A 24826-nucleotide genomic window follows, 5' to 3' on the forward strand; every position below is an offset into this window, starting at 1 on the left:
GCTTGTCACGGTGCCATATGGTGAAATTTCCGTCATACGTTAATGAGGTGTTAACAAATGTAGGAAATTTAGATAGAGTGAACGTAAATTCCTTTAGAGAAGAACCATGTCAAGCGCTGCTGAAAGCATTAATCCTTTGGAAAACATTAAGGCGATTTATTTAACGGCTGAAGATTTAAAGATCGCCGCCTCTATCCTGTATCAGGCATATCACGACGATCCTTTGTTTTTAGATATTTTTGAGGGGGAGCGCGAGGGCTATGAGTCACGCTTGCGCGGTGCAATTCGAGAAGAACTGAACGCATTTTGGACAGCAAAACAACCGATGATTGGCTTGTTTGAAGAAGAGCGTTTACTCGCGGTGGCTTGCCTGATTAGTCCTAACAGTGCGTTTAGTCCTGGACGTTTTTGGCATTGGCGCCTAAAAATGTTGCTTACTGCAGGGTTTTTAGGTACTAAACAGATGGTTGAAAAAGAGCAGCGTGTTCGAGAGCACATCCCTCACGAACAATACCATATGCTGTCATTCATTGGTGTTCACCCCGATCATCAACACCGTGGCCTGGGTCACATGCTTATGAGTGCTATTGACACTGTCATGCTCGAAGAGCAAAAAAGCGAAGGGGTAGGCGTATATGTTACTCTCCCTAAATGCCTATCATTTTTTGCCGACGGTGAGTATCAACATGTCGAGGATTTGGAAGTTGCGCACATTACTGGGCAGATAATGTTCAGACCTCGACCAGAAATCCGATGAGTTGATGTGAAACCTAAAATCAAAGCGTGCGAAAAGCGCGCTTTTTTTTGTGCGATATTTCGTACAAGGTTGTAGGTATTAAGTGGAATAAATACCCGTATCAAGTCTTACTGAATTTGTATCTAATTGATATGTATAGTTAAAATATCAAAATTTAGACTTTAGTCTAAAGGCTTACAAAAAAAACACATTTTGCCCCCTAGCGAGAAACTCATTTTCCTATATCTTTAATCATGTCACAGGGAAACACGACGAGTCAGGAAGACTTAAGGACAGCCCGAGGACACCTTCATTGGATGAAGGCAATGTTCATGAAGAACATTAGATATGGATGAAATAACTAAGGATAGTGCCACGGACGGAAAAGGATGATTTAGGACAATCTTATGGATGGGAAGTGCTGCAAGTAGGATGGGCAGTGTAAGAAGGATTAATGGAAAGGAACACACCCAGGATGGGTGGCTCACTTAGGATGAGTGAGAATAGAAGGAAAGGGGTGTATACGGACGTTGACCGGGATGGTTTTATGGCGATGGATAGCTGAGAGGGATGCTCAAAATTCGATAAAAGCGCGACAGCTTAGCTGTCGCGCTTTTTTTTGATTTAAATAACCCCAATTCTGGATAAGAAATGTCGGAATAGCTTAGTTTTTAAAGCTTTATCAATGACATAGAAGCTATTGTCATTTTTATATTGGTTTTTAATAGGTAAGTGCCGTGATTTATTCCCTTATCGAGGCGAGAATTATGTTGTCTAGTCGCTCTAAACGCATAATGAACAACGAAGATAGGGGGATAAATAGCGGTGCTTACAGGCGTTGCTTATCCGGGATTGGGGTTAAATACTTATCCATTTTTGCAACCCTTCCTGCAATTCACTGGCAACAATAGGTTTGGTCAGATATCCATCCATACCTGCAGCAAAACACTTTTCTTCATCGCCTTTCATTGCATTTGCCGTTAGCGCAACAATAGGAATGTTTGGATCAAAATTGACATCTTGCGCAGCCCGTATTTTCCGGCTTGCTTCGTACCCATCCATTACTGGCATTTGGCAATCCATTAAAATCAATTTAAATGGGCTGGCAGCGTTGTCTAAAATATCGATAGCTTCTAAACCGTTATTGGCCAATTCGATTTGGTACCCCAGGTTTTTAAGCATTTCATAGGCGACGGCTTGATTTATAGGATTGTCTTCAACCAGCAGAATTCTTGGCATTTTTTGAGTCAAATGAGGCGCCGTATGTCGGGTGATGAGTTCGTGGGTGTGTTGTTTGTATTCCCCCTGTTTTTCACTCTGCTTGGATAGCAACCCGATTGTAGAAATAAGATCTACGGGTTTTACCGGTTTACTAAAGTAAGCGTTGAAGCCGAGTTCTTCATATTTTTTTGCGTCGCCTTTTTTCGCATTAGACGTCATCAATATCATTTTTAATTTAGCAAAGTTGTTATCACATTTGATCGCTTTTGCTAGTTCTTCGCCATTGATGCCGGGCATATTGGCATCGATAATGGCAAAATCGAAAAACAGATTGTTTTTTGCCCTCTCTCGCAACGCTTTAAGGGCGACTGGTGAGTTTTCTGCTTGCTGCACATTTATGCCCGTCGACTGAAGAAACGAGGTAATGACATTTCTGCTTGCCAGGCTGTCGTCAACCACCAACACGTTAATACTCTTAAAATCAAAATGTGAGAAATCAAACGGCTTTTGCCTTGGAAACGTTTGCGCTTCTTCAAATTCAACACTAAACCAGAATTCTGAGCCCTTGCGCCACTCGCTGTTAACACCAATTTCCCCTCCCATTAAAGACACCAATTCTCTGGAAATTGATAAACCCAACCCCGTGCCACCAAATTTACGGGTAGTGGATGCGTCGATTTGATTAAATTTCTCGAATAAATGGTGTTGTTTGTCTGCTGGGATCCCAATGCCTGTGTCCTGAATGCAGAAATACAGTTTTCCGCGTTCTGGGCAACTAACTTTAACGACAACTTCTCCTTGTTGAGTGAATTTAATTGCATTACTGGTTAGGTTGGTGAGTATTTGCCTGATCCGTCCAGGATCGGCATTAATCCATTGTGGGACATTTTCATTCATAGCAAAGATCAATTCTAGATTTTTATCCTCGGCTCTTAGGGAAAAGGTTTCGATAAAGTTTCCGAGCATATCATGCAGGTCAAAATCGATGTGTTCTATCTCGAGTTTTCCTGCCTCTATCTTAGAAAAATCTAGAATGTCATTAATCAATGTGATTAAAGCCTGGCCACTTGCCTGCGCCAGCTCGGCATACCGCAACTGCTCTTTGTTAAGGGGCGTGTTGAGCAATAAGTCATTCATGCCAATGATGCCGTTGATTGGTGTTCGTATTTCATGGCTCATGTTGGCTAAAAATTCACTTTTAGCTTGGCTGGCTTCCTTGGCTTTTTCTTCTGCCTCTTTGAGCTCAGTAATATCCTGAAAGGCGCCACGGAGAATTACATCACCATTTGTTTTGTACTCAACGTTACCAAGAGAGCGTACCCATCTGTGATTATTCTTTGCTGTAATAATGGATAATTGAAACTCAAATGAACTGCCATTTTCGATGGCATTTGCCAGCCCTTCTTCCACTATAGGTTTTGCCTCTTCGGTATAAAAATTGGTAGCTTGTTCAACATCAATCTCACTGCCGATTGGTAGCTCATGGATTAGATAAACTTCTTGAGTCCAATATAAGTTATTTTGTTCTACATCGAATTCCCAGCCGCCTAGTTTGGCCATTTTTCCTGTCGCTTCAAGTAAAGAAGCACTTCGGTCTTTTTCAGCTTCAATACGCTTCATTTCTGAGATGTCACGCGCGACAAACAAAAAGCCTTCTACACTTTGGTCGGGATTTTGGATAGAACTTACACTCAATTGCACGGGAAATTGTTGGCCGCTTTTGTGTTCAAAAACACTTTCATATTCTTCGATTATTCCCATTTTCGCCGTGTGGGTAATCGATGCCAATCCAGCGGAAATGTCTGTGCCAGTCTTTTCTGATAGACGCTTTGCATGCTCTTTAAGTGATTGTTGAGTAAAAAATTGCTCTGGCGTTAATTTATTGGCGACATCCTGCTGGTTGTATCCAAGCAATTGTTCCGCTACGGTATTAAAGGTGATGATACGTCCGCTTAGATCAGTGGAAAGGATGATCTGGTTGGCACTATTTAGAATCGCCTGTTGCAGATTACTCGATTGCAACAATTGTAATTCGTACTCTTTTTGTTTGGTGATATCACTTTCAACGGCAACGTAACCCTTCAACTTGCCATTTTCATGGATAGGAAGGCTATTCATCCTAATCCAATAGGCGTTACCGTGTTTACCGTAGTTAATAATCTCACAGTTAAAAGACTCTTCTGCCAATGCAGCGTCTTTGATTGCCTGACTTGTTTCTTTGCTAGTGAGCGGCCCACCCAATAGATCATTAGGGTATCGTCCAATTGCCTCATCAAATGAGTAGCCACTGATATTGGTAAAGGCCCTGTTAACCCAATTGATTTTGCCGTCGTTGTTGAAAATGATTATTGCGTTGTCAGTTTCTTGAACAATTCGAGCTAAAAAAGCATTTTCTGTTTGAGTATCTTGCAGCTTATTTTGCGTGGTGAAATGATCAGTTAAGTCATAATTTATACCCATTAACTTATAAGTGTTCTTTCCCTCTTTAATCACCCGGCCATAAGACTTAATGTATTTCTCTTTTCCCGTTGGGGTGATAATTCTGAATGCGGCTTCATAGGTATCGCCATATCGAGAAACCTGATTTAACTCATTCACCGCCATTTCTTTATCTTCGGGGTGAAGGCATTCAATCCATGAGTTGGCATTACCGGCAAAATCATCTGGTGAGACTTCGTAGAGCCTGAACATTTGCTCGTCCCAACTTAAGCTGTCTGTTTCTTGATGGTAATACCAAATTCCTATGCCAGATTGAATGGCCACTTTATAGCGTTCCATCAGACTATTATTGAGTTGTTCAATTTCGATGAACTTCTCAGCCTGATTGATCGTCAAAACCCATTGATGATCCGTGTCGTTGGACATGGCGGTCACCATCAGAGTGACCGGCATTTCTGTACCGTTATGCAAAACTATTTCAAAAGGGTGGCCGTGATTGACCTGCAGTGGGTTGTTTGATGATTCTAGATGTTTTTTAAGTGTTTTTGTGTAGGTTGTCTGGGCAAATACATCAAACAAGCTAGGCGCTTTTTCAGCCAATTGGTCCAGCGCCAATAATGATTTTGCTGCAACATTGGCATAGCTGATGACCCCTTTTTTATCGCAGCATAAGGTTGCGACAGGACTGGCATCCAATATGGATGAAAAAGGTTGGGTCATGGACTCTTTTCCTTTTAAATTTCACTTCGATCAAGAACGTTTTAATTAAGCAAGTTGGTATAACGTTCATTTGTTATTTACAATACATCAAATTTTTCAACGAGATCAGCATTTGTCAAACGCGCATGTAAAAGCTCCTCCGTTTAAGCTGTCGTTTTTTCTCCCTAAGTACTGGCTGGTATGGCTAAGTATTCTCATACTCTACGTTATTTCTTGGTTGCCTTACTTTGTTCAAAAATGGATTGGTAAAGGTCTTGGCAAATTACTTAGCACCTTTGCAAAAAAAAGAGTGCGTGTCGCAAAGCGTAATCTGGAATTGTGTTTTCCGCAAAAAAATGCCGAACAAATTCAAACGCTAGTCAATGCAAATGTTGAACATGCCGGTATGGCTATACTCGAGGCTAGCATGGGATGGTGGTGGCCAGATTGGCGAGTTCGCATGATAAGCGAAGTAGAGGGTTACGAGCATGTTGAGGCTATACTTAGAAAAGGCAAGGGCGTGCTCGGTCTTGCAATACACAATATGAATTTGGAATTAGGCTGTCGTATTGCTGGCTTAGGACACCCATCTGTAGCTTTTTATCGCAAGCACAACAATCCTTTGATGGAATACGTGCAGTATCGTGGCAGGGCGCGCTCTAACAAATACATGATCCACAAAAGAAATGTAAAAGGGCTAATCCATGCGCTAGATGATAAGGAGGTTTGTTTTTATCTCCCTGATCAAGACTATGGTCGCAACCGTAGTGAATTTGTTCCTTTTTTTGCTGTCGAAGATGTAGCCACTACCAAAGGAACTTTATTGTTTGCCAAACAGGCGAATTGTGAAACAGTTTTTATTGTCTCTTTGCGAACTGACAAGGGATATAAAGTTAAATTTGTACCAGGACTTAATCATTTTCCCTCTGGTGACGATAAAAATGATATTGCCCGGGTAAATAAAATGGTTGAACAATTGGTTGAGATTGCACCTGAGCAGTATTTATGGATGCATAAACGGTTTAAAACAAGACCTTTTGAGGAGGATCCATCACTTTACGATTAATTGAAAATGATTATTCGTACAGGAAGGACAGAGTATAAACGCAGTGATTAAGATTAAAGAATTTAGGCCAGTGGGTAAATGAGTAAAGGAACGTCCAACTTTTTATTTTGGGCCAGGCATATCGGTTTGGCGTTAGCGCTTATTATCATTGCGGCTATCGTACTCAATCTGCAAAGTTACAATGTTTCTAGTCCTAAACCTGAGGGGGAAAGCAAACAAAAAAGCGTTTCTAAGGGAATGACGGAATTTTATGCGGCCTATCGAATGTCATCCACCAAACCGTTTGAAGACGATATTGGTGACTTTGTTATGGAAGTCAATCCACCAAAAGAACCTTTAGACAGTCGTTTAAAGAAAATGGAAAGTATTCAGAGCAATATTTCGCAGCGCTGGGTAGGCGAGCATAAATATCGTAGCTTCAGGGCCGGCAGCACCCTTAGAGAAGCGATTACCAGCTTCGCACAATTGGAAGGTATGCAAGTAATATGGGAATTGGATAAAGACTTCATAATCAAAAATCAATTTCAATTGGATAACACTATCACAGGTTCTATGGCGAAAATTGCTAGTGCCATCGATGGGAGCTTTGAAGGCGAAGTGATGGCCTTTATTTGTCCAAAACAACGCTCGATGGTAATAACTGAAACGTCGTCCGGCTATCTACGAGAAAACTGCACAAGGCTTTAGTCACTATCGTACGTGTCGCCATCAAATGTGTGTTGCCAAATGCTCGTCACATTTTCTTGATGTTCAAGGAACTGACTTTTGGCCATCAAATTGTCTTTATCTAATAAGGTCAATCGATGTGAGCTGTTACGATAGTCCAAATAGGCATCGACAAGTTGCTGTTTATATTCAGTACTGATCAAATGTAAGTTTTCCAGGGTTTCCAACAATCTAACGTTGTCTGACCATTCACAAAGTTCAGGATATGCTGAAGCATTTGCTAGCACCCAAAACTGAACTAAAAACTCGATATCGGCGATAGCGCCAGTATCTTGTTTTACGTCCAACCAAAACTGATCTCCCTTGTTTAGATGCTCGCGCATTTTCTGACGCATGCTCGACACATCTGTTTTGAGCTTAGATTGATCTCTCGGCATGCATAATACTTGGCGGCGAACACTTTCTATGGACTCTTGAAGGGAAGTCTCAGCATATACCACTCTTGCTCGGACCAACGCCTGATGTTCCCATGTCCATGCCTCTTGAAGTTGGTAGTGTTCAAAACCATGCAAATGGCAAACTAATAAACCTGCGTTACCCGATGGACGCAGGCGCATATCGACATCATAGAGTTGACCCGATGGCGTGACGGTCACAAATAGATGCATGATGCGCTGAGCAAGTCGTGTATAGAATTGCCCCGACTCAAGCGGTTTATCATTCAACGTACGACTGCCTTGTTGGACTGCATGGATAAATACCAGGTCCAAATCTGAACCGTATCCTAGTTCAATACCTCCGAGTTTGCCGTAACCCAATACGGCAAACCGCTTATTCTGATCATCCGAACCTTCTGGATAGCCATATTTGTTAGTCATTTGCTCCCAAGCCATGTTCACCACTTCAGCAATAATGGCCTCAGCCAAGTAAGTGAGATGATCACTGACTTTCATCACAGGGAGTACACCGGTGACGTCGGCTGCGGCGATTTTTAACTGCTGTATTTGTTTAAACTGACGAAGAGTTTCCATTTGCAACTCAAGATCATTGGGTTCCACTCGCAAAAGGATTTGCCGCAACTCGCTTGGGTAATCAGACAGTGGTGTAGGATTATATAGGTGCAGTGGATTAAGGAGTTCATCTAAAAGAATCGGGTGTTTGGCAAGGTGTGATGCAATCCAGGAACTGGCGTAACATAATTTCACTAACTGCCCTTGAGCACCGGGGTTTTCGACCAATAACTGCAAATACGTAGTTCGCTTTAACACGCATAATAAAATATGCGAGATTCGTTCGAAAAGAATATCCGCTTCGCATCCCGCAGTGCTTTCTATTTGCTCATTAACAATAGAGTTAAAAAGCCCTGGCATAAGAATATCCAGAGTTTGCAAAGCTTTCGTCGACGGCCGCTTGTGTTGCACGTTTTGCTTGAATTCAACGACTAATTTGCTCAGGTTAAGGGCGACTTCATCCTCGACATACTGGCTAAAAAGCTGTCTGATGTCTTGAATTTCAAGTGCTAGCATCCACAGGTCACTAAACTCGGACTTCCGAGGATCATCAAGATCCGACTCCGTGTCGCTAGTATCACCAATGAGTGATTGAAATTGCAGGTTAATACGCGTCATTGTCTGCAGAATTTGTCGCTCCACTGCGAGGTAATCTAGACTTCTCAGCACTTTGCACAGACGTTGCTGATCGGCTTCATCTTCGGGTAATAGTTGTGTCTGTTGGTCAGCAAATTGTTGTAGACAATGTTCGACCTTGCGCAGCGTGAAGTAATCCATTGTTAACTGTTCAACATCAGTGTCAGGCATAAACTCCAGTTCAGACAATGCCCGAAGTGTTTCGAGTAGACTGGGTGTCTGTAACGCAGGGATACGTCCCCCTTTGATCAATTGAAAACTCTGGGCGATAAACTCGACTTCACGTATGCCCCCTTGTCCTAATTTAATGTTGTTTTTCAGCCCTCTGCGCCTTACTTCCTGAGTGATCAAGGATTTCATGCTGCGCAATGAATCAATAGCGCTGTAGTCAAGATATCGGCGATATATAAAGGGCTGTAATATCGTTATGAGTTCTTTTGCGTAATGGCAATCGGCATTGATCACTCGCGCTTTTATCATTGCATAACGTTCCCATTCGCGACCCTGCTCTTGGTAATAGTCTTCCAACGCGGAAAAGTGCATCACTAAAGGACCGCTTTCACCCAAAGGACGTAATCGCATGTCAACCCGGAATACACGCCCATTGCTGTCAGTATGATTGAGTGCATGTATTAATCTTTGTGCGAGGCGGGTAAAAAACTGTTGATGTTCTAAAGGTTTTCTTTGACCTGTTATTTCGCCATTAGCGGGATAGCAAAAAATTAAATCAATGTCGGATGAGAAGTTCAGCTCTTTACCCCCCAACTTTCCCATACCTAAAATGAGCAGAGGTTGGGGGCCGAATGGTCCTTGGGGTTGTCCGTATTTCTGGCAAAAGAAATCATATAACCAATGGTAAGCACCATTGATAAGTGCATCGGCTAATGCAGAGGTTTGTTGCAATGACTGCTCAATGGTTTGAAAGTTGAGTAAATCCCAGTACGCCAGCAACGCCATGTGCCAGCGTCGAAAACTCCGCAATTTTTTCAGCAACACGGCTTCATCATTGATGTGTGTCAAATGTTGCGCTAGGAGTCCTTTGTAATCGGTCAATCCTGTCGGGGGCATTGGATGGGTGAGTAAACATTCCAGAAGCTCAGGGTCAACCAATACGCTGTCGCCAATAAATTCGCTCAAACCGAATGCCTGAGTAAGGGCGTCATGTTTTTTAATGGCGTTCAAATATTGTGGATGTTTTTCGACCAACAACTCTTGATATCGTGTTGATTGTGCGCTGATTTGGGCGAATTCTGCTTGCATGCTGGAAACGTTAAACCTTGCTGAACAATTAAACCCAATGCTATATCATATGTTGCTACAATCAATGTGTTTATTTTTGAACTCGTCGATTTTGAATGTGCAGAAAACATTTGCATGAAACAAAAATGTACCTAAAAATCAAAAAGTTCTCACGATAACTTTGTGTTTGGAAATCATCTATGCAAGTGCTAGTCAATCTTATTCCGTTGTCATCAGACATTTGGGTTTATCTTGCCATTGATATACTTATTGCTATTAGCTTGCTGTTCACTCTGCGACTAATGTCAGGAAAAATGGCCTCAGTCAGCACCTCAAACGAATTGTGTGCACAAGACAATTTCGCTTTTGGGATCAGTGTTGCCGGCCGGATGTTGGCACTTTGTATAGTGCTGTCTGCGGCGGCGGTCAGTTCAGACAAGTCAGACTTTATGGGCGCAGCGCTTAGCATGCTGTTATTTGGTTTGGTCGGGATCCTGCTCATTAAAGTGGGACGCATCTTACATGACAAAATCATATTGCATCGGCTCGACAAGGAAGCGATGATCAAAAAGCGTAATACCAGTATTGCCCTGGTCGATTCCGCAAGTGCCGTGTCTACTGCATTGGTCATCAGTAATGTTATGGTCTGGGTGGAAGGGAGTGATATCAACGCGCTTTTTGCGGTGTTTAGCGGCTTTGTGGTCACCCAAGCCATTTTGTTAACCACCACACGAATATATGAACGTCGATATAAAGAGAATAATCAAAGCGGTTCGTTTCAACGTTCCTTGACTAAGGGGCAATTGGCACTGGCGGTGCAACATAGTGGTAATCTGATTGGCACAGCGATAGTTGTTTCTGCTGCGGGAAGCATGCTTAATTATAACCCAGTGGGTTATGTCAGCAATTTAACAGGATGGCTAATAGTTGGGATGGCTCTGACCTTGTTATTGGTTGCTTTGGTCATAATTGCTAAGCGCGTTGTTTTGGCGGGGTTAAATGTGGTGCAGGAAGTTGACCAACAGCACAACATAGGTGTGGCCAGTATCGAGATGGTGTTAAGTATCGGCATTGCTTTGATTGTCAGTGGGCTGGTCGCTTAACGTTTTACTCGTCCACATTAATAAGGGGTCAGGCAGCGAAAGTTTTAATGCTCAATCTGGCGGATTTCTTCATCAGAAACAGTTTCATGAGGAAAAGGAAGCTTTTGCTTGCCAGCAATGATCGCATCCTTGTGATGACGGTTTTGCTTTTTCATCCAATATTCACATTTTAATGCCGACCCATGATCCTCTAAAATTGCAGCATATCTCAAGGTTAATGGGCCTTTCCCTTTTAGGGCTTTGGCGCATTGTTTACCATTTTTCTGATGTTCACTAAAACGCCGAGCTAGATCAGTGCTGATCCCGCAATAGAGCTGCCCCAACCGATTTTCAATTAGATACATTACCCAAGGTTTTGATTTCAATTACCTTTTCCTTTTCGAACAATGACAACGTGTAGAGCAAAAGTAGCTTCGTCAATTCAAAATCATTAATTCAGTGTACAAGTGTACGCTGAAAAGATACTATAAACGCAGAAAGTTTATTCAAGAGCAAATAAAACGTGGTTCATACAGACGAACAGCCTATACACTCGTACTCTCTAAAAGAAGAAGTACTTAACGCAATGAGTCATGGTGTTGGCCTTGTCTTTGCAATTGTTGGTTTGGTTTACCTTCTGCTGCGCAGTGAATCGACCCTAGCGGTAACTTCTTCAGCAATCTATGGTGCTAGTTTAACCTTAATGTTTCTAGCGTCTACGATTTATCATTCTGTTACGGGAGTCAATGCCAAGCAAGTTTTTAAACTACTCGATCACAGTGCGATATACATATTGATTGCTGGCACATACACGCCCTTTTTGGCTGTGAGCATTGGCGGATGGGTTGGTTGGTTGTCAATAGCCGTGATTTGGTCTATCGCTTTATTTGGTGTGGTGTTTAAGTGTTTTGTTCGACACCGCTTCCCAAAAATGTCGGTGATCACCTATTTGGTTATGGGGTGGCTCGCGGTTTTGTTAATCTATCCATTATATCAATCGGTACCAGGAGTAGGTTTATTACTGCTGGTGGCAGGTGGATTGTGCTTTAGTATCGGTGTCATTTTCTATGTTAAAAAGCACATTAAATTTACTCATGCGATATGGCATTTGTTCGTAATTGCCGGGTGTACCTGTCACTATTTCTCCATCTACTATTTCGTTTTATAACCGCACGATTCTGTACTGCGCATTTTGCTAAAAATATCGGTATAATCAGCCCAATTTGCTATTTCCTCGGCCAAACGGAATTAATATATGGTAATACCTGATGTGAGTAATGCACGCATCCTTGTCGTGGGTGACGTAATGTTAGATCGATATTGGACAGGACCTACGGGAAGAATATCGCCAGAAGCGCCTGTTCCAGTTGTTGCGATCAAAGACATTGAGGATAGACCAGGCGGAGCCGCTAATGTGGCTATGAATGTCGCCGCTTTGGGCGCGCAAGCGACTCTGTTGGGGCTTACTGGCGATGATGAGTCTGCCCACCTATTAACTCAGTCACTCAGCTCCCTGGGCGTGCAATGTGATTTCTGCCGAGTGCCAGGTTATGACACCATTACAAAACTGCGAGTATTGAGCCGAAATCAACAACTTATCCGACTGGACTTTGAGCGTTCTTTTGATGAAGTGGACAAAACAGAATTAGCCCACCGATTTGCGCAACATCTTGATTCAAGTGATCTAGTGATAGTGTCTGACTATGCGAAAGGGGCACTAAGCGATGTACAAGCGCTTATTCAAGTTGCTCGGTCTAAGGGGATCCCTGTCATAGTAGATCCAAAAGGTACCGATTTCAGCAAATATCATGGCGCTACGTTACTCACACCCAACATGAGTGAGTTTGAGGCTATTGTTGGCACTTGCGACGATGAAGTCACACTAGTCAACAAAGCACAGGATCTGATTCAATCACTCGATCTTCAGGCATTTTTAGTAACGCGATCAGAAAAAGGCATGACGCTGCTACAAAAATCACAAAACGAATTGCATCTTCCCGCCGAAGCGAAAGAGGTGTATGACGTCACAGGGGCAGGGGACACTGTAATATCCACCTTGTCTGTTGCGTTGGCCGCCAAGTGTTCGATGGAAGATGCAAGTGTTTTAGCTAATGCAGCAGCAAGTATTGTTGTCGGCAAGCTTGGAACTTCCACTGTTAGTTTTACTGAGCTAAGTGACGCAGTTGGGAGTGTCGATGATCTTGGACGTGGGGTCATGACGCAACAACAACTAGCCATCGCGGTCGAACAGGCGAAACGGCGCGGTGAGAAAATTGTAATGACCAATGGCTGTTTTGATATTTTGCATGCGGGTCATGTTTCTTATCTAGAAAACGCCGGGAAGCTCGGCAATAAGTTGATCGTTGCAGTGAATTCCGATGCGTCTGTAAAAACACTAAAAGGCCCAGGTAGGCCCGTCAACAATGTTAGCCGTCGCATGTCGGTTTTAGCAGGATTGGCATCGGTATATTGGGTTGTGGAGTTTACCGAGCAAACCCCTGAGCGTCTTATCAGTGAATTACTTCCAGATATTTTAGTCAAAGGAGGTGACTATAAAATTGAAGACATTGCTGGCGGTAAACAGGTCATCGCAAATGGCGGCGAGGTCAAAGTGCTCAATTTTGAGCCCGGCGTTTCAACAACTAGTATCATCCAAAATATCGTAGAGTCAACGGACACTTAGTGTCCGTCAGCTCAAAACGAATTTATAGGCTAATTTGCCTGGTGCAAATGCACGTCTCTCTGTGGGAATGGGATGGTGATATCATTCTCATCAAACGCAAATTTCACTTTTTCAATTAACCCGAAATGCATAGGCCAATAATCTTCACTTTTCACCCAGCAACGGGTCAGGATATTAATTGAGCTATCAGCGTGGGCTGAAACGTAAATCTCAAACGCTGGATCTTTGAGAACTCTTTCATCTGATGAAATTAAATCATGCAGCAGCTTCTTAACTTTGGTGATATCGTCCTCGTAACTAATTCCAAAAGTCACATCAACACGTCGTGTTTCTTCGCAAAACAGATTAGTCACACAGCCATTTGATAACAACGAGTTTGGAATGATCACACGTTGATTGTCTAGAGTTAAAAGAATGGTGTTAAAAATTTGAATTTCTCTAACCCTACCCAAATACCCTTGTGATTCAATAATGTCTCCAGCCTTAAAAGGTTTGAACAATAGGATCAGCACACCGCCAGCAAAATTCGCTAAGCTACCTTGCAATGCCAGCCCGATTGCTAAACCTGCAGCACCCAGCATTGCAATAAGCGATGCGGTTTCGACACCTATCATCGACGCGAATACGACGATTAGCAGTAGCTTTAACACCACGCTAATTATGCTATGTAGGAATCGAGTTAGCGTTGCATCGACTTTCGCTGAGTCTAAAGCGCGGTCAACACCTCTTAATAAAATACCAATGACCCAAAAGCCGATGACCAGCACGAACAGTGCAAGCAATAATTTAGGCCCATAAGTCATCCCTAATTCTATTGCGGTCTGTGTTACCAGCTCAACTGTATCGGCACCTTGTTTTAGGGTTTCGTCGATGGATTCGTCCATATCTTTTCCTTTTATTGTTATTAGTAAACGTCAAACAACTAGAAGTGTAGTCAGAAATCTAATTCATTGCAGTGATTCGACACAAACTCATTGCGCCCTTGGTCACCTGCCGCTAAGCTACGCAGTCGGAGCACATCAGGTTGTGTTAAACTATCAAACTAACTTTTGCAGCAAAAAGCTACACGAACTAGGTATTCAGGGCATTTTTACACTATGTATGAGAATTATTACGGGCTGAACTCAAAACCCTTTCAACTAACACCTGATCCGAGCTTTTTCTTCGCCAGTAAGTGGCACAAACGTGCAATGTCCTATTTGCAATATGGTCTTTCACAAGCTGAGGGCTTTATTGTCATCACCGGTGACATAGGCACGGGCAAAACGACCATCGCCAATAGTCTGTTAAATGATATTCAAGATGACATCATGGCGGCACAAATCGTCACGCCAAAATTGTCACCGGATGAGTTGGTAAAAATGGTTGCCAGTAAATTCGAAATTGATACGTTAAACAAAACCAAAGCCGACATTCTTAAAGACTTAGAGAAATATCTATACCAGCTGCACAATAATGGTAAAAGAGCACTGCTGATCGTTGATGAGGCGCAAAATTTACCCCTAGAGACCATAGAAGAATTGCGGATGTTGTCTAATTTCCAGGAAAAAGGTAAACCGCTGTTACAAAGTTTTTTACTGGGACAAGAAGAACTACAACCCATTCTGCGCGCTCCAAACATGGAACAGTTTAGACAACGTATTGTTGCATCCTGTCATTTGGCACCGCTGACATTGCAAGAATGTAAAGAATACATCGAATATCGATTGCATCACGCTGGGCTAGAAAGAGATGACCTGTTCTCAGAAGGGGCATTTGAAAAAATATTTAAATTTACCAATGGCGTACCAAGACGCATCAATACTTTGATGGATAGGGTGCTCTTGTATGGGTTTTTAGAAGAAGTTAAAACGCTGGATGACGCAGCCATTGATACCGTCACCGCCGAAGTGTCCGAAGAGATGTTTAGACCGGAAGAAAACGTTTCTCCTGCTTCCAACGTGCAATCAGAAACGCAAATCAATCAAAGCGAAAACGTGGTGATGTCAGATGTGACACCAGATGGGCGTGTTAAAGACGTTCAATATTACAAAACTATGTTGAATGAACTGACGGACGCATTGGACAACGCTATCAGCCACAAAATCAAATTGACACGTTATATTGATAACCTGCTAAAGAAAAAATATAAAACCTATGTCAGATTGAAATCTGACGACTGAATCTCTCAGGTTGTTAGAGTAGGGCAGTTTCCTAATCTCGGGAAATGCCATTATTTTTGATTTTCGTACCCACATTGCGTTAATCCCTTTGGTTATTTGCCTCAATCATTACAGTGAAACACCTACGTTTTAAAAGGCATGCAATGGCGCATCTCGTTCTTCTCATCTCTCAAACCTATATCCTCTCAGTGTATTAAATTATCTATCACTTTGATTTAACCAAATAACTTCTATTCGGGATAAGCATGGCCATCCAGCAGAGCCCTAAAGCCCAATTTCTACGTTCCTCAAATTCTACAAAACCCGCTATTCCATCACTTGAGCGCCTAGTTCATAAGCTTTAGGCCACTACTGGATGTCAATAAATATTATGCTTTAAATCAATCGCTTGCAGATATCCTTATCCCGAATTGAGGTTAAATAAAAATCGTTATCTGCCGACAACCTACTTAACCCCAACTTTGGATTGAGGTTACGTAGTCAGTAATTGAAACTGGATATGCACGCAATTGATCAATTAATTCTGCTCTGTATGGAAAAGCAAAATAAAGAGCACCATTAAAATAAAATGATTAAAAAATGAACTATTGGTTGTTGATCTTCTCTATACATAAAGGAGTATAAAGTTTACCATCAATAACCGTTTGGGTGGAGTATGAGAACGTTGAAACCTGCAGGGGAAAGTGGCAGTCAAGTAATAGAGCGCCGAAAAAATAGAAGAAGAGCGTATTTTCCGGGCAAATATACCAAAGAGACAATCATGTTTATTGTATTGTTTTCTGCTTGGTTGTTTTACTTGTTACCGGGTTAAACAGAAGTCTTTGTAAGACAAAATAAGCGAAGGAAGCTTCGCTTACTGGCTATTTTATTCTGTAATTGATTGACAAGGTTAACCTTCGAGAATAAAAGTCTTGGTTTTCAAACGCGGAATTGTTTTTAGAATACTGCAGCCCAACCCTTGTCGTTAAGTTCCTTCCGATTCGATAAGAGTAGTTTAACGAACTTCTCCACGACAATACTTTGTCTGAACCACCGTCGAGTAGTCTGCTGTCGAGATTCGAATAAGAGTTTGTCCATGTTACAGTAGATTTTCTTCCTAACTTGGCACTGACAGCCACGTTTAAATTTAAATTATCTTGTTTTCTAAGGGTGTCTTGAAATTCTGTTTGCGTATTTCTCAAAGTGGTACTGATACGAATTTTTCTAAATTGGTAACCATTGGTAATCGCTAATGATTTACGCAATATGGCTTCTTCGCTTACTTCGGGCAAGAAAAAACTAAAATCCTCAAATCTTTCACCCGCTTGCAATTGATAGTCTATGGTATCAGGAAGAAAACAACCGGTCAGATCTTCGGATTCCAATGGACAAACAAAGGTAGCCTGCGCTTCCTCACCCAACAATAGGGTTGAAAATGTTGTGAGGTCTTCTTGATAGCTCACACTGGTGCGAAACTTTCTGACCTGATGAGCAAAAGAAAACTGCCCAGTTCGTCCGAAAGAACGTTTTCCATAACTACCGCTGACCGAGGTTCTAGCCGTAAAGCGCCAAGCAAAGTTTAATCCGACAAAGTTGTCATTACTTCCGTCCGCTTCTTTAGAGGTGTTATAAGTGACATCAATAAAGCGACTGGCATTCTTAAACCAGGAAACACCCAAGCCATAGCTTTCGAAATCTATATTTCGAGTCCCAGCAACATCCTCTGAACTTAGCTCGTTGTTGTCTTGCTGCGCCGTTGCAACCAACCTGATCTCATCAGCAACACCAACATAAAAATTCGCGTTTACACGTTCGGAAGTAATATCATTCCGGCCAGTACCATTTGCTTCTCGGTAACTTCCTTGTATGTTCCAACTGACTCTTTTCACCTCGTCACCTTGGGTGATAGAAGCTTGAACCGAATGGTTCTCACTATCGACCGCCACAGCACCTTCTCGGGCACGATCGGTGGTGACACTCGAAGTATTTCCTGACACGGACAATGCAAACCAATCAGGGTTAGGCAGGGTAAACGATGCGCCTAAAGTCTCACGCTTTGTTTTGGCGAGTTGCTGGCTACCAAATACTTCATCATTGATAATTGTCGTTGCAATATCAACGTTTTGATAAGACTGGCTCCCTCTGGCGTTTAATTGCAGCACATTATCAATTACATTGATGTTTGCGGTGGCAGTGTAATTAGTAAAATTACTACTGCTTGAATCCCGCAATTCTTCACTGGTTGTTGATATATGTCGATCAAGGTAACGGTGGCTGGCAGTGACTGCTGACGTGATCCTCTTACTTTGAAAGTTGAGACCCAAGCTAGGCTGAACGGAAAAGGTGTCTGATGCATTTTCTTCTGAGGCGCCCGTGTCACTACCTATATTAATATAGGATGCATTCACATCCGCTCGGTAAGTTAACTCTGCCGCAGAAACACTAAAACTTGCCAAAATAGAAATGGCCAACACACTCTTTTTCAAGCCAATATCCCTTTTTATCAGTCTATTCTTCACTACCGTAGTAGTATCCGTAGTAACCGGCACTGTCACCTGAGCTACCCATAGCTTTATTAATGACAAAGCCTTTTGCCATGTCAGGGTTTAGATGATCAACAGCCTGAGACAAACGTGTTAGTGTCGTTTTGCCTTCTTGCACAACGATAACTGCCTGACCGGCAAGGTTTGCAAGGATAGCAGTTTCGTTTATACCTAAAAGGGGTGGACTGTCGATGATTACAACACGATCAGGATAACGATGAGCAAACTCACTTACCGATTCCAGCATTTTTTCACTGGCCAACAATTCTGTTGATAAATGGTGCGACTTCCCGGCAGGTATAATCCGCAGCGTATCCAAGCTTGTGTGGTGAATGACTTCGCCCAAATCATCGATTTCACCTAAAAGATATTCCATCAAACCATTTTCAAAAGGCTGGTCGATGGTTTTCATAACACTAGGACGTAACACGTCTGCATCAACCAAAAGAACCGTCTTGTCCTGTTCCAAGGCAATGCTCAATGCCAAATTAATGGCAGTGAATGTTTTACCTTCATTAGGATTGGGACTTGTCACCATGACAATGTTGGCATTGTTAAGTGTTTTTGCTAGAGGCCCAAAAGCATTACTCAACACCTTACGTTTGATAGCTCGATATTCCTCATTGATAGTGTTCCGTCCCATATTTGAGACGAAACCATCTTTTTGAATATTGGTCAGTGGAATAAATTTCTCTTTCGCACTCGTAGGAGCGACACTGGTTTGAGGAGGTTTAACTGATTCTTCATTCACCAATGGTGCGGCAGACTCTGCGATGGGTTCTTGAACTGGTTCAGAAACCGTATTGTTTTGTTCCTGCTGAAGCTCTTGCGCCTTTTCTTGCGCTGCTTCAAGGGTGTTTTTTTCCCTAGTTTCGGCTTTCTGTTCTTTATTCTTTTGAAGCGCTTTTTCTATCGTACTCATATCAAGTTCCCCAAAAGATGAATGGGCAGTCTACCATACGCTATGTCGGCATAGACGAGTCCAATAAAGATAAAGAATATGGTCAGGCTAGAAGCTGCGAACACCAGCATCCTGCGCTTATCCACTTTGGCAATAGCCTCGGCATTAATATGAGAAACTTTGCCCAGAACAGGTACGCCGAAATTATTGACCAACTGGCTGGAGCTCAATACGACAGGATTGATTTGACTCACTACAAAAGCCAGACCTAAACCGGCACCAAATCCAACGAACAGGATCGCCGAATAAAACAAAATACGATTTGGACCAGAAGGTTTTGTCGGCAGAGTGGGCGGGTCAATGATTCTAAATTGTACGTCATCAGAGGTTGCTTCTGCTTTCCGTGAAAGCTCGGCTTGTTCACGACGACTAATCAATTCAAGGTACTTGTTCCGAGTAATTTCATAGTCTCTGTTCAAGCCCTGGGCTTCCGCTTCAATTTGAGGAACCAGGTCAACGATTCGCTCCAGCTCAACAATTTTTTCACGTGTCTGATTCGCGCGCACCGTTAGCTGGGCCAATTGGTTTTCATAGTTGGCGACCGTTAGTTTAAGTTCTTGATAAACCGGGTTTTGGTTAATGTTGCCAAACTGGCTGTAGGACCCAGTTTGCTCGGCAACATCAGCTAATGATTGTATGTGTCTTTCACGTTCATCGTACAAATTGTCAAGTAAGCTTTTGGTCTTTACCACATCAGGATGGTTTTCTGTGTACTGAATCAAATATTCGTCAATTTTCGCTTCCATCGCTGCGATCCGCCCATCAAACTTTGTGGCGATTGATGGTGCAATTCTTGAATCTGGAGACGCTAGGCCAAAAACGGGTGCCTCACCAGCCATTTGTGCTCTTGCAGCAGCTAGTTGAGAATTCAGCTCAAGTAAACGCAACTCTGTTGATTGTAATGAGCTGATCTCTCTTTGCAGTTGACTGTAATAATCACGTGTTGAGCCAGGTGCTCGGTCTATGCGGCTTACTTTAAATTCAGCAAGCCTCTGTTCTGCCTCTTCCAGGCGCTGTTCGTACTCTTCGATCTGACGATTAATAAACTCTTCCGCAGAATCGCTGCTTTGACGGTTATTGCCCAAAGACGATTCAACAAACTCATTAAGCGTGATTTGAACAATTCTTTGTGCAAGCTCAGGCGAAGGGGATTTGTAGCGGATATTATAAATATTTTGTTCAGCTGTACTGTTTAAGCGGATATCTTTTCTCATATTGTTAATGAGTTCGTCCATTTCCGCTTGCGTCGTCACTGTAATATCCAAATCCGCTTCGCGGGCGATTTTTTCTAAGTTGGGACGGCTCAACAAGGTGCGAGCAACCAGATTGACCTGTTCACTGGGATTGTTATAAACAGCCAACCCTCTGAGAAGTGGCCGCAACAAACTGCTGGTATCTACAAATAGTCTTGCCGACGACGAGTACTCATCAGGTAGATTTGCCACATATGCCCAACCTATAGGGCAGATTAACCAGGTCGAAACAATGATGTAGCGCTTTTTGATCCAAACACCTTTGACATAGGTGAGTACCTGATCAATCGCTTCTTGTATTCCTAACATAGATACTTCTTTTTAACCTTCAAATCGATAACATTTAAAATAGTGACTAGAACCAAGCTTCAGGAATTATTAAAATATCGCCTGGTAAAATATCGACATTGTCACCAATGTTGCCTTCTTTGATCAAAGATTCAAGCCTTACCGAATATTCTCTTTGCACACCATCAACAACTCGAATAAGTTTAGCCCCGTCGCCATTTGCAAACTCAGTAAGACCGCCTACACGAATCATCAAGTCTAAAAGGGTCATGTCTTCAGTATAACTGATTGAGCGTGGAGAAGAGGCTTCTCCGATCACGCGAACCTGTTCACTAAATGGGCCGTTGAATCCGGTGACGCTGACGGTAACGATAGGATCGCGGATATATTTACCCAGTTCTTGTTCCAAATCTCTTGCTAATGCGGTGGGAGTTTTGCCTGAGACAGGGATGTCTTCCACCAAAGATGTCGTGATCATTCCGTCTGGACGGACAACAAACGAACCTGAAACGTCAGGATTACGCCAAACAAAAATTGATAAATTATCACCTGGTCCGATCAGGTAGCTGTAGTCGTCAATATTTGTTGTTAATGAAGGACGCGTGGTCGCCTGAGGCAAGGTATTACCAGAGGTTGAGCATCCTGCAATGGTCGCTAAAGCGGCAACGCCGATAAGCAACTGCGTTATTCTACTTGCTTTCATATTAGGTCTTTCCTATCCAAACAGAAATAAATCTAGCAAATCTGCCATTTACCCGAGCGTTTTAATCTCTATAATGGCACTCCAGAAAAGTTAGTCTATCTCAAATAATTCGTTTAGCATATGATAAATTTGACAAAATCAATTGTGGAAGTGCGTTAATGGCGGCGACCAATAATAAACAGAACAAACGGTCTAATGCGCTGGTTTTAGCTGAAGCAGTGATTGTTTCCTATGCCGCTTATTTGGCCAATTTCCTGATCATAAGTGTTCTGGGGGTCGAGTCCCCGAGTTTTTTAAAGCTGGCCGCTAATATCGGATTATTGACATTCCTCGTACTGGTGTCGTCCTTATCTGTTGGTTTGTATGAAGCAAAACTAAGAGAAACCTTTAGGGGGATCATAAGGCGTATTTTTGTCAGTCTAGCTTTGACCTATTTCGTGGTTGAGGTTATTACCAGCACCTTTATGGCTGAGCTGAGAGTGAATCAGTACTTTTTACCTGTTGCCTCGGGTGTCATTATTTTATCTCTGGTCACCTTCAGATATTTTACCAATCGACTCGGTCTACTAGGGCTTGGACGCACGCGAATTGTAGTGATTGGAGCCGGTGAGCGTGCATCAATTATTGAAAAAAGAATGCGTCGTGACGTAGATCGTCTTGGGTTTGAGTTATTAGGTTTTATCCCAATCCCTGGTGACAATCGGGAAGAGGGTATTCGAAACGAACGCCTGGTGCATGTGAAAATCGATGAGAACTTTCGAAACTATGTGATTGACAACGAAATAGATGAAATCATCATCGCTTGTGACCAAAGACGCGGAACATTGCCTATTGAAGTGCTGTTTGATTGTCGTTTGAGGGGGGTAGAGATCACCGATTTGCTGGATTTCATGGAAAGAGAAACGGGCCAAATTGTTGTCAATTTGATGTATCCAAGTTGGGTGGTCTACTCCAATGGATTTAATTCTCAAAATTACCTTAGAGATGTGTTGGAATATGGGTTAAACGCCTTCGTAGCATTTATAGTGCTGTTTTTTACCTGGCCTTTCATGTTGCTTACTGCAACTATAATTTATCTTGATGATGGCAGGCGCACAGGAACATCAGTGTTTTACAAACAAGAACGTGTGGGGCTAAACGGTAAGCTCTTCAAAATCGTTAAATTTAGAAGTATGCGTCCAGATGCTGAAAAGGATGGTGCAAAATGGGCCACACAAAATGATAGTCGTGTGACCCGAATAGGGCACTTTATTCGCAAATACCGAATTGACGAATTACCTCAGCTAATTAATATCTTCCGCGGTGAAATGGCATTTATTGGGCCACGTCCTGAGCGGCCTCAATTTGTCGAACAGCTAATAAGAGAAATCCCTTACTATAATCAGCGCCACAATGTTAAACCAGGCCTGGCGGGTTGGGCACAGCTAAATTACCCTTATGGCGCAAGCGTTGAAGACTCCATGGAGAAGCTTAAGTTTGACCTTTATTATGTTAAGCATCAAAGTATGTTGCTTGATATGTTGATTTTCATCCGAACTGTTGAAGTAGTTCTGTTTGGTAAAGGGCGCTAGTGTGGTAAAAAATTCTGCGTTAAACGCAATGACGGTAGACGTTGAAGATTTCTTCCACGTATCAGCCTTCGATTCAATCATTAAGCCTGAAAATTGGGCGGAGTACCAACCCAGGGTTGATTTCAACACGCGTCGTTTATTAGATGTTTTTGCTAAGGCCAACGTAAAATCGACTTTTTTTGTTTTAGGCTGGGTAGCTGAATTATACCCGCAACTTATCAAAGATATTCATGCTCAAGGACATGAAATCGCTAGTCATGGATACGCCCATAAAAGAGCCTATACCCAGACACGTCAAGAGCTGGTGGACGATATAACGCGTTCCAAAAATCATTTGGAAGATTTGATTGGAGAGCGTCTTGCCGGATACAGAGCACCAAGCTTTTCGATTGGGTACGATAATGAATGGGCGTTTGAAGTATTAGCCGAACTCGGTTTTAAATACAGCTCCAGCACTTACCCTGTTAAACATGACCTCTACGGAACGCCTGACTGGCCTCGTTTTGCCTATGAGCGTCCTGAAAAGATCATAGAAATACCGATTCCAACTCTGAAGTTTATGGGCAAACAAATTCCCATCGGGGGCGGTGGCTATTTCCGACTTTATCCCTACAACATGACTAAAATGCTTGTTAATCGCTACTTAAAACAAGAAAAACAGCCGTATTCCTTTTATTTCCATCCTTGGGAAATTGATGCGGACCAGCCTCGGCTGACCAATGCACCATTGAAATCACGTTTTAGGCATTACATCAACCTCGACAAAACGGAAGCCAAATTAGAGCGCCTTCTGACCGACTTTAACTGGTCAACAATGAAAGACGTATATGGAGTAGCTTAGTGACCCAAGCTTTAACACTGCGCCAGCTAGGAAATGAAAATGAAATCTGCCAGCGTTGGGATACATTTGTAGATCAAACAAACAATGGTTCATTTTTCCACCTGACAGGGTGGAAACGTATCATAGAAAGTGTCTATAAGCACAAATGTCACTACCTTTACGCGGAGTCAGGAGGGGAAATTCTCGGTGTTCTGCCTTTGGTGGAACAAAAGAGTCTGCTGTTTGGCCATGCCTTGATCTCAACACCTTTTTGTATGTTTGGTGGCGTTGTTTCCGACTCTCAAGAAGTCATGTTGTTTCTTGAAGACAATGCCATTGAATTGGCACATCGGTTGGGTGTTGATTATCTAGAAATGCGATATCCATTTGAGCGTAATAATCCAAAGCTGACTGAAAAGTGTGCACACTCTACTTTTGGTTGGCAGCTTGCAGAAGATGCAGAAAAAATCTTGGCTGGCGTGAAGAAAAAGCAACGAGCGGTGATCAGACATTCATTGAAAAATGACCTCCAGTACCGCGTCGACGATGATACGACTACTGCCTATGATGTGTATTCCGAGAGTGTGCGAAATTTAGGAACGCCAGTATTTCCCAGCCACTATTTTGCAGCGCTGCAAAAAGAGTTTGGTAGTCGATGCAACGTATTAACTGTAGAGCACGACGGTGAAGCCGTGTCTTCGGTGTTGAGCTTTTATTACAAGAATCAGGTCATGCCTTTTTATGGCGGCGGTTTGTTTCAGGCCAGGGCACTTAAAAGCAATGATTTCATGTATTACAAGCTAATGTGTCACGCGTTAGAAGAAAAAGGCTGCAATTATTTTGATTTTGGTCGCAGCAAGGATGACTCTGGCGCGTTCAAATACAAACGAACCTGGGGCATGGAGCCTGTTCCTTTGCACTACCAATTCCATTTAGTCAAAGCCACAGAGTTACCCAATTTGAGCCCAAACAATCCAAAATATCAGCTGTTTATCAAAATGTGGCAAAAGTTACCTGTGTGGCTGAGCCGTGCTATTGGTCCATTTTTATCTAAATATTTGGGCTAATA

At 42.6% G+C, this 24826-nt stretch carries 19 protein-coding genes; 11 read left to right on the forward strand and 8 right to left on the reverse strand.

The window, feature by feature from the left end:
- Positions 1-106: 106 nt before the first annotated feature.
- Positions 107-757 carry a GNAT family N-acetyltransferase gene (locus FM019_RS12980; protein WP_143836367.1) on the forward strand — a complete coding sequence of 217 codons (651 nt, stop codon included), beginning with the start codon at positions 107-109 and terminating at the stop codon, positions 755-757.
- Between the two features lie 837 nt (positions 758-1594).
- Here the strand turns inward: FM019_RS12980 and FM019_RS12985 are convergent.
- Positions 1595-5116, reverse strand: a complete 3522-nt coding sequence (locus FM019_RS12985) for a PAS domain S-box protein (RefSeq protein ID WP_143836368.1) — start codon at positions 5114-5116, stop codon at positions 1595-1597.
- Positions 5117-5228: 112 nt separating this feature from the next.
- On the opposite strand from FM019_RS12985, the gene lpxL reads away from it, so the two are divergent.
- Together lpxL and FM019_RS12995 are read left to right on the forward strand one after the other, a co-directional pair.
- Positions 5229-6161 carry an LpxL/LpxP family Kdo(2)-lipid IV(A) lauroyl/palmitoleoyl acyltransferase gene (gene lpxL / locus FM019_RS12990; RefSeq protein WP_143836369.1) on the forward strand — a complete coding sequence of 311 codons (933 nt, stop codon included), beginning with the start codon at positions 5229-5231 and terminating at the stop codon, positions 6159-6161.
- Positions 6162-6239: 78 nt separating this feature from the next.
- Complete coding sequence (locus FM019_RS12995) at positions 6240-6848, forward strand: TcpQ domain-containing protein (RefSeq protein ID WP_143836370.1); 609 nt, start codon at positions 6240-6242, stop codon at positions 6846-6848.
- Here FM019_RS12995 and glnE read toward each other — a convergent pair.
- Positions 6845-9733, reverse strand: a complete 2889-nt coding sequence (glnE, locus tag FM019_RS13000) for a bifunctional [glutamate--ammonia ligase]-adenylyl-L-tyrosine phosphorylase/[glutamate--ammonia-ligase] adenylyltransferase (protein ID WP_143836371.1) — start codon at positions 9731-9733, stop codon at positions 6845-6847. The genes FM019_RS12995 and glnE overlap by 4 nt on opposite strands.
- Positions 9734-9912: 179 nt before the next feature.
- Here glnE and FM019_RS13005 point away from each other — a divergent pair, with 179 nt between their 5' ends.
- A complete protein-coding gene (locus tag FM019_RS13005; RefSeq protein ID WP_143836372.1) occupies positions 9913-10815 on the forward strand; it encodes a DUF350 domain-containing protein in 903 nt (300 codons plus the stop codon).
- A 44-nt stretch (positions 10816-10859) separates the two neighbouring features.
- Here FM019_RS13005 and FM019_RS13010 read toward each other — a convergent pair whose 3' ends face one another.
- On the reverse strand, positions 10860-11180 hold the full coding sequence (locus FM019_RS13010; RefSeq protein ID WP_260681621.1) for a GIY-YIG nuclease family protein: 321 nt from the start codon (positions 11178-11180) through the stop codon (positions 10860-10862).
- 137 nt (positions 11181-11317) lie between these two features.
- Here FM019_RS13010 and trhA point away from each other — a divergent pair, with 137 nt between their 5' ends.
- Both trhA and hldE read left to right on the forward strand, forming a co-directional pair.
- Positions 11318-11962, forward strand: a complete 645-nt coding sequence (gene trhA, locus FM019_RS13015; RefSeq protein WP_143836373.1) for a PAQR family membrane homeostasis protein TrhA — start codon at positions 11318-11320, stop codon at positions 11960-11962.
- A gap of 87 nt (positions 11963-12049) precedes the next feature.
- Positions 12050-13477, forward strand: a complete 1428-nt coding sequence (gene hldE, locus FM019_RS13020) for a bifunctional D-glycero-beta-D-manno-heptose-7-phosphate kinase/D-glycero-beta-D-manno-heptose 1-phosphate adenylyltransferase HldE (RefSeq protein WP_143836374.1) — start codon at positions 12050-12052, stop codon at positions 13475-13477.
- A gap of 29 nt (positions 13478-13506) precedes the next feature.
- Here the strand turns inward: hldE and FM019_RS13025 are convergent, their stop codons facing one another.
- Entirely contained in the window at positions 13507-14361 is an 855-nt protein-coding gene (locus FM019_RS13025) for a mechanosensitive ion channel family protein (protein ID WP_143836375.1), read from the reverse strand.
- Between the two features lie 213 nt (positions 14362-14574).
- Between FM019_RS13025 and FM019_RS13030 the strand changes: the two genes are divergently transcribed.
- Together FM019_RS13030 and FM019_RS20825 are read left to right on the forward strand one after the other, a co-directional pair.
- Entirely contained in the window at positions 14575-15639 is a 1065-nt protein-coding gene (locus FM019_RS13030; RefSeq protein ID WP_143836376.1) for an XrtA/PEP-CTERM system-associated ATPase, read from the forward strand.
- 655 nt (positions 15640-16294) lie between these two features.
- The gene (locus tag FM019_RS20825; RefSeq protein ID WP_185969283.1) at positions 16295-16450 is read left to right on the forward strand and encodes a hypothetical protein; all 156 of its coding nucleotides are present in this window, start codon (positions 16295-16297) and stop codon (positions 16448-16450) included.
- A 49-nt stretch (positions 16451-16499) separates the two neighbouring features.
- On the opposite strand, the gene FM019_RS13035 is transcribed toward FM019_RS20825, so the two are convergent.
- From FM019_RS13035 to FM019_RS13050, 4 genes are read right to left on the reverse strand one after another with little or no spacing between them, the layout of a single operon-like run.
- Positions 16500-18104, reverse strand: coding sequence for a hypothetical protein (locus tag FM019_RS13035; RefSeq protein WP_143836377.1), 1605 nt, complete (start codon positions 18102-18104; stop codon positions 16500-16502).
- A gap of 22 nt (positions 18105-18126) precedes the next feature.
- Positions 18127-19083 carry an XrtA-associated tyrosine autokinase gene (locus tag FM019_RS13040; RefSeq protein ID WP_143836378.1) on the reverse strand — a complete coding sequence of 319 codons (957 nt, stop codon included), beginning with the start codon at positions 19081-19083 and terminating at the stop codon, positions 18127-18129.
- On the reverse strand, positions 19080-20684 hold the full coding sequence (locus FM019_RS13045; protein ID WP_143836379.1) for an XrtA system polysaccharide chain length determinant: 1605 nt from the start codon (positions 20682-20684) through the stop codon (positions 19080-19082). The genes FM019_RS13040 and FM019_RS13045 overlap by 4 nt, the downstream gene beginning before the upstream one ends.
- A gap of 46 nt (positions 20685-20730) precedes the next feature.
- Positions 20731-21366: an XrtA/PEP-CTERM system exopolysaccharide export protein gene (locus FM019_RS13050; RefSeq protein ID WP_143836380.1), complete on the reverse strand. Its 636-nt coding sequence runs from the start codon at positions 21364-21366 to the stop codon at positions 20731-20733.
- A gap of 158 nt (positions 21367-21524) precedes the next feature.
- Between FM019_RS13050 and FM019_RS13055 the strand changes: the two genes are divergently transcribed.
- Genes FM019_RS13055 through FM019_RS13065 form a run of 3 tightly spaced genes read left to right on the forward strand, consistent with a single transcriptional unit; the run spans position 21525 to position 24824 of the window.
- Positions 21525-22937: a TIGR03013 family XrtA/PEP-CTERM system glycosyltransferase gene (locus tag FM019_RS13055; protein WP_143836381.1), complete on the forward strand. Its 1413-nt coding sequence runs from the start codon at positions 21525-21527 to the stop codon at positions 22935-22937.
- 28 nt (positions 22938-22965) lie between these two features.
- Positions 22966-23778 (forward strand): XrtA system polysaccharide deacetylase, encoded by an 813-nt coding sequence (locus FM019_RS13060; protein ID WP_143836679.1) that lies wholly within the window; start codon positions 22966-22968, stop codon positions 23776-23778.
- On the forward strand, positions 23778-24824 hold the full coding sequence (locus FM019_RS13065; protein WP_143836382.1) for a FemAB family XrtA/PEP-CTERM system-associated protein: 1047 nt from the start codon (positions 23778-23780) through the stop codon (positions 24822-24824). Before FM019_RS13060 ends, FM019_RS13065 begins: the two co-directional genes overlap by 1 nt.
- Positions 24825-24826 lie beyond the last annotated feature (2 nt).

Source organism: Aliiglaciecola sp. M165 (assembly GCF_007197995.1).
Classification (GTDB): Bacteria; Pseudomonadota; Gammaproteobacteria; order Enterobacterales; family Alteromonadaceae; genus Aliiglaciecola.

Excerpts from the sequence above, each read along its gene's own strand:
- FM019_RS20825 (WP_185969283.1), top strand. The coding sequence starts at position 16,295 with ATGAGAACGTTGAAACCTGCAGGGGAAAGTGGCAGTCAAGTAATAGAG.
- FM019_RS13005 (WP_143836372.1), top strand. The coding sequence starts at position 9,913 with ATGCAAGTGCTAGTCAATCTTATTCCGTTGTCATCAGACATTTGGGTT.
- FM019_RS13050 (WP_143836380.1), bottom strand. The coding sequence starts at position 21,366 with ATGAAAGCAAGTAGAATAACGCAGTTGCTTATCGGCGTTGCCGCTTTA.
- FM019_RS13040 (WP_143836378.1), bottom strand. The coding sequence starts at position 19,083 with ATGAGTACGATAGAAAAAGCGCTTCAAAAGAATAAAGAACAGAAAGCC.
- FM019_RS13055 (WP_143836381.1), top strand. The coding sequence starts at position 21,525 with ATGGCGGCGACCAATAATAAACAGAACAAACGGTCTAATGCGCTGGTT.
- FM019_RS13025 (WP_143836375.1), bottom strand. The coding sequence starts at position 14,361 with ATGGACGAATCCATCGACGAAACCCTAAAACAAGGTGCCGATACAGTT.
- FM019_RS12985 (WP_143836368.1), bottom strand. The coding sequence starts at position 5,116 with ATGACCCAACCTTTTTCATCCATATTGGATGCCAGTCCTGTCGCAACC.
- FM019_RS13045 (WP_143836379.1), bottom strand. The coding sequence starts at position 20,684 with ATGTTAGGAATACAAGAAGCGATTGATCAGGTACTCACCTATGTCAAA.
- FM019_RS13030 (WP_143836376.1), top strand. The coding sequence starts at position 14,575 with ATGTATGAGAATTATTACGGGCTGAACTCAAAACCCTTTCAACTAACA.
- glnE (WP_143836371.1), bottom strand. The coding sequence starts at position 9,733 with ATGCAAGCAGAATTCGCCCAAATCAGCGCACAATCAACACGATATCAA.
- FM019_RS12995 (WP_143836370.1), top strand. The coding sequence starts at position 6,240 with ATGAGTAAAGGAACGTCCAACTTTTTATTTTGGGCCAGGCATATCGGT.
- hldE (WP_143836374.1), top strand. The coding sequence starts at position 12,050 with ATGGTAATACCTGATGTGAGTAATGCACGCATCCTTGTCGTGGGTGAC.
- FM019_RS13060 (WP_143836679.1), top strand. The coding sequence starts at position 22,966 with ATGACGGTAGACGTTGAAGATTTCTTCCACGTATCAGCCTTCGATTCA.
- FM019_RS12980 (WP_143836367.1), top strand. The coding sequence starts at position 107 with ATGTCAAGCGCTGCTGAAAGCATTAATCCTTTGGAAAACATTAAGGCG.